The 5630-nt window shown below is 72.6% G+C and carries 2 protein-coding genes; both read left to right on the top strand.

Features of this window, described 5'->3' with window-relative positions; translation table 11 throughout:
- Positions 1-315: 315 nt before the first annotated feature.
- The gene (locus EAO73_RS35535) at positions 316-4188 is read left to right on the top strand and encodes an endo-alpha-N-acetylgalactosaminidase family protein (protein ID WP_147975647.1); all 3873 of its coding nucleotides are present in this window, start codon (positions 316-318) and stop codon (positions 4186-4188) included.
- A gap of 75 nt (positions 4189-4263) precedes the next feature.
- Positions 4264-5630: S1 family peptidase (locus EAO73_RS35530; protein WP_191134353.1), on the top strand; the 1367-nt coding region annotated here is incomplete at its 3' end.

Raw genomic sequence — 5630 nt, 5'->3', positions numbered from 1 at the left:
GGTGGACCGTGCGGGGGGAGGTGGAGCGGGGCGTCCGCGGTGCGCACCACTTTCGCGACGCGCGGCACGGGCGTCAAGACTTGTGACTGAGAGCGCTCTCAAAAAGAAGAACTCTTCACAACTCGATGCTGGTGGGCGGCACTTGCCGGGTCGCTGTCCGCCGTTCGCGCAACGCGTGATCAGGAACTGAACACGGAGTCCGGGTTGTCCCGGCTCCGCCCCGCTTGGACTTACGGAGAGCGGTTGTTGGACTGGAGAAGCCCTCGGGGCCGTACGTCGTTGACGGTGCGCGGAGCCGACGACTACGCAGTGCACATGTCACCAAGCCGTATCCCGGTGGGCGCCGCAGCCGCCGCCTCAGCAGCCGTCCTGGCCCTGGTGGGAGCCGCCCTCCCCGCCGTGGCCTCCGCCCCCTCAACCGCTGCCGCCCGAACCGCCGTGCCCGCGGGCAGCCCCGTCCTCTCCTCCGAGCAGCTCGCGGTCACCGTCGCCGCCGACTTCCCGCGCGTCCTCACGTACACCGACCGCGCCTCCGGCAAGCAGCTGACCGGCTCCACCCGGCCGGTCACCGCCGTCACCCTGAACGGCACCGCGCACCCGGTGAAGCTCAAGGCCGCCCCGAAGGTGACCCGCTCGTCCGCCCGCTACACGCTGGCCTTCACGGACCTGCCCGGCGTCGAGATCGACGCCACGCTCTCGGTGTCCGGGCGCGCCACCACCTTCAAGGTCACCGCCGTCCGCGACACCGCCGCGTTCCGCGTGGGCACGATCGACATACCCGGCCACGACCTGGTCTCCGTGGCGAGCACCGACGCCGGCGCCGCGACCGCCTTCACCAAGCTGGACACCGACTCCACGAAGACCGCCGACGTCTTCGGATCGGTCACCGACGCCACCCCCGCCGAGTCCGCGCCCGCCGGCGCCACCTACGCGATCGTCAACACCGGCTCCCTCGCGGCGGCCGTCGAGTCCAACTCCTCGTACGACAAGCCCTCCGGCGCCACCGGCGGCGACGACGCCCGCTTCTGGCACCAGGCCCGCAAGGAGGACGACGGCTCCACCCGGGTCGCCGTGTGGTCGGGTCAGTGGACCTACCGGGGCGACGGCGCGCCGAAGCCGGAGAGCGGCGACAGCCTGCCCTGGGCCAAGGTCGTCGTCACGCCCGACGCCAACGGCGACGGAGCCGTCGACTGGCAGGACGGCGCCGTCGCGTTCCGCTCGATCGGCGTGGTCGCGCCGGGCAGCGAGGACACCGCGGACCGGGTCATCACCCATATCCCGTTCAACTTCGCCAGCCAGGCCACGCACCCCTTCCTGCGCACCCTGGACGACGTCAAGCGGATCTCGCTGTCCACGGACGGCCTCGGCCAGCTCGCCCTCCTCAAGGGGTACGCCTCCGAGGGCCACGACTCCGCCCACCCCGACTACGGCGGCGACTACAACAAGCGCGCCGGCGGGCTGAAGGACCTGAACGCCCTGCTGAAGGACGGCAAGAAGTGGGGCGCCACCTTCGGCGTCCACGTCAACGCCACGGAGGCGTACCCGGAGGCGAAGGCGTTCGACGAGCAGCTCGTCGACAAGACCAAGCCGGGCTGGAACTGGCTGGGCCAGAGCTACTACATCGACCAGCGCCGCGACATCAACAGCGGCGACCTCGCGAAGCGCTTCCAGCAGCTGCGCGACGAGACCGGCTCCAACCTGTCGATGCTCTACATCGACGTGTACTACACGCACGGCTGGATCGCCGACAAGACCGTCCAGGCCCTCCAGAAGCAGGGCTGGAACGTCTCCAGCGAGTGGGCCGACAAGTTCGAGCGGGCGTCGCTGTGGTCGCACTGGGCCAATGACCTCGACTACGGCGGCGCCACCAACAAGGGCCTCAACTCGAAGATCATCCGCTTCATCCGCAACAGCGAGAAGGACGTCTGGAACAACGACCCGGTCCTCGGACAGAGCGCCATCGACGAGTTCGAGGGCTGGACCGGCGAGACCGACTGGAACAGCTTCTACGACAACATCTGGCAGCGCGACCTGCCCGCCAAGTACCTCCAGCAGCAGAAGATCACCCGCTGGGACGGCAACGACATCACCTTCACCGGCGGGATCACCGGCGCGGTCGAGGACGGCAAGCGAACGTTCTACGACCATGGCCGCAAGGTCCTCAGCGGCACCGACTACCTGCTCCCGTGGGACGGCGGCAAGAAGCTCTACCACTACAGCCGGAAGGGCGGTACGAGCAGCTGGGCGGTGCCCTCGAAGGGCACGTACACGGTCTACCGGCTCACCGACAACGGCCGCGTGAAGACCGGCACGGTCCGCCCCGTCGACGGCCGGATCACGCTGAAGGCCGAGGCCGGACAGCCCTACGTCCTCTACCCGGACCGGGCCCCGAAGGCCGCCGACCCGAAGTGGGGCGAGGACACCCTCGTCGCCGACCCCGGCTTCAACGACGGCCGCCTCGGCGACTGGACGAGGACCGGCACCGCCGTCCGCGACACCGACGGCCAGGGCCGCAACAGCGCGAAGCTCTCCGGCAGCGGCACCGCCGCTCTCTCCCAGCGCATCGGCGGCCTGAAGCCCGGCGCCCGCTACACCGCCTCCGCGCTCATCGAGGTCGAGCCCGGAAAGACCCGGCACACCACGCTCTCGGCGGGAGGGAAGTCCGTCGCCGTGGACCGCTCCACCGCCAAGGACTACGTCGCCGCGTCCGACTGGCACGGCACCTACTTCCAGCGCGCCAAGGTCAACTTCACCGCCCCGGCCGACGGCCGCACCACCCTGCGCATCGAGGCGGCGGACGGCAGCACGGCCACCGTCCGCGCCGACGACGTACGCCTCGTCGCCAACTCCCCCGCCACGAAGAAGGGCACCGTCGTCCACGAGGACTTCGAGGACGTCGACCAGGGCTGGGGCCCCTTCCTCAAGGGCGACGCCGGCGGCTCCACCGACCCCCGCACCGTCATCTCCCAGCTGCACGCCCCGTACACCCGGGCCGGCTGGAACGGGAAGCTCGTCGACGACGTGATCGGCGGCAAGGAGTCCCTCAAGGCCCACGAGGAGAACACCGGCCTGGTCTACCGCACGGCCCCCTGGACCGTCCCGATGACCGACGGCCACCGCTACCAGGTCGAGTACGACTACCAGTCCAGCCACGCCGGGGCCTACGAGTGGGTCGACGGCTACGACCGGATCACCGCCGACGGCAAGCCCGCCTCCGTCGAGACCCGGACCACCGCCATCGGCGCCCAGCACACCACCGGCCACTTCACCGAGACCGTCACGGCGGGCTGCGGCGACACCTGGACCGGGCTCCGCAAGCGCGGCGACGCCCCGGAGGGCGCCGACTTCGTGCTCGACGGCTTCACCGTGACCGACCTCGGCGCGGCCCCCGCCGGTGAGCGGGCCGCCTGCGGCACGCTCACGGTCGCACCGGCCGCCGAGACCCTGGAGCCCGGCACCGCCAACACCGTGAAGGCGGGCTTCACCAACTACGAGTCCACCGCCGCCACCGGCGTCACGGTGAACCTGGCCCTCCCCGAGGGCTGGAAGGCCGAACCCGCCGGGGCCGTCACCTTCGACTCGGTCGCGCCGGGCGCCAAGGCCACCGCGAGCTGGCAGGTCACCCCGCCGGTGGACGCCGAGTACCGCACGTACGCCCTCACCTCCGAGGCCACGTACACGACCGGCGACGGGCAGCGGAAGCTCGGCGCGCAGACCTCCGTACGCACCCTGCCGCCGCCGCCCACCCAGGACAGCTGGGCCAGTGACCTCGACTGGACGGCCACCACCAACGGCTGGGGGCCGGTCGAGCGCGACCTGTCCAACGGCGAGACCGGCACCGGCGACGGCAGCGCGCTCACCATCGGCGGCACGGTCTACGAGAAGGGCCTCGGCAGCCACGCCCCGGCCTCCATCCGCTACTACCTCGGCGGACAGTGCACCTCCTTCACCGCCGAGGTCGGCGTGGACGACGTCCAGAAGACGGCGGGCAGCGTGCAGTTCTCCGTGCAGGCGGACGGCACTGAGAAGGTGAAGTCGCCGGTACTCCGGGCGTCCGACACCGCCTGGTCGCTCACGGCCGACGTCACCGGCGCCAAGTACGTCGAGCTGATCGCCGGAGACGGCGGCGACGGCAACGGCAACGACCACGCCGACTGGGGCAGCGCCCGCTTCCACTGCGGCGGCTGAGCGTCCCCGGGGCCCCGCTCCCTTTGTGTCCGCACTCTGGGAAGCGGGGCCCGTGCGCGCGTACGCTCGTCGACCATGGGGGAGTTGAGAGCGGACTGGCGGCTGCGGTTGCGTCGGGGCGGCCCGCAGGAGGACGTGTCCGGGGCCGGGGTGCTGATCGCCCAGGACCGGGTGCTGACCTGTGCCCACGTCGTCGGGGAACGGGACACTCCGATGTGGGTCGAGTTCGCCGAGAACCCAGGCATCCCGCCCGTCGCCGCCCGGGTCGCCCCGGACGGCTGGCTCGACGGCCGCGAGGACGTCGCCGTCCTCGCCCTGGACAGCCCCCGCCCCCAGGCCGAACCCGCGCCGCTGTCCCGGCGCCTGGAACGCGGCGCCGAGGTGTGGCTCGGCGGCTACGCGGCGCCCTTCGACGCCGACGGCATGTGGCTCTCCGGCCGGATCAGCGGGCTCCACGGCGACTGGGTGCAGCTCGACGCCCGGACCAACGCCGAGGTGGTGCGCCCCGGCTTCAGCGGCGCCGCCGTGCACACCGGACGCGAGGGCGCGCGCCCCGAGAGCGTCGTCGGCCTGGTCGTCAGCTGGCGCGGTGACCTGGAGAGGGAGCTGCCCATCGAGAACGACCTCGCCTTCTCGTACATGATCCCCGTCGACCGCATCGCCCGACTCGTCCCGCTCGTGGCCGAGTTGAGCGGACCGGACGGCTGGGACCACGCATTCGCCGAGCGGCTGCGGCGCTGGTTCGCGGGGGACGGGCAGCCGGCCGTGCGCTTCGGCGTCGTCCCGGCGGACGGCGGGCGCGACCGCACCCTGCGCCACCAGCTGCACCGCGCCCACGTCGTCCACCACGCCGGGCGCGGCCGGCCCGACGAACTGGTGGAGACCTTGGTCGCCCAGCTGCGGCCCCCGCTGTACCAGCGCAACCGCTACCGCGACTGGCTCCTGGAGGGCGGCGACGAACCCGAGCGCTCCCTCGCCGGCCGGCCCGCGGCGGCGGGCCCGGTGCTCGCGGTGATCGGCCTGGACGAGGCCCCGGACCCGGTGGGCCTAGTGCGCGTCCTCGCCCGGGTCCGCACGCTCGGCTTCCGGCTGCTCGTCGTCGTGCGCGGCACCGAGGGGCCGGGACCCGACGCCGTCGAGCGCGACCTGCTCGTCCCGGCCCTGGACGAGCACGCCGAGGAACTGGTGCGCCGGGCCGAGCACACGGAGCGCGACCGGGCCAGGCTGGACGGCCTGATCGACTCGGCGTCCGCCGCCCCCGGCCCCGCCGTCGCCCCGGCCGTCCGCCGCCGGGAGCTCGCCGCCCTGCGCGCCCTGCCGGACCCGCACCACCGGCTGACCGCCCTCAGACAGCTGTTACGGGCCTTACGCACCGACCCCGGCACGCGGCCCGGCCTCCCCGGACAGCGCACCGACCCCGGCACGCGGCCCGGCCTCCCCGG

The sequence above is a fragment of the Streptomyces sp. col6 genome, from assembly GCF_008042035.1.
Lineage (GTDB): Bacteria > Actinomycetota > Actinomycetes > Streptomycetales > Streptomycetaceae > Streptomyces.
Note: the sequence above shows the minus strand (reverse complement) of the source record. Positions and strands in the feature narration are given on the sequence as shown.